Annotated in this window: 1 pseudogene; it reads left to right on the plus strand. The window is 36.8% G+C overall.

Annotated elements, in window-relative coordinates:
• Nucleotides 1–161: pseudogene (locus C1E99_RS00195) on the plus strand (IS30 family transposase); the annotation flags it as partial.
• Between the last annotated feature and the right edge of the window lie 111 nt (nt 162–272).

Raw genomic sequence — 272 nt, forward strand, 5'->3', positions numbered from 1 at the left:
TTTGTTCGCATGTCAACAGCGTCAAACGAGCTGCTTTCAACGGAAAATCCGCTTATGAACTCTTTACATTTACCTACGGTGAGGAATTAGCAACACTTCTGGGTATCTCTAAAATTGACCCTGAGAACGTCATCCAATCACCTCGATTATTAAATAAATAATCGCTAGTTTTTATCAAAAAATAATTTCAAAATAGAAAGGAACTTGTCCCATCCAAAATTCCAGATAACTAGAACTTACTTTGAGACGTCTCAGAGCCAGTAACTTTAGTG

This window comes from Streptococcus suis, from assembly GCF_002964045.1.
GTDB lineage: Bacteria > Bacillota > Bacilli > Lactobacillales > Streptococcaceae > Streptococcus > Streptococcus suis_U.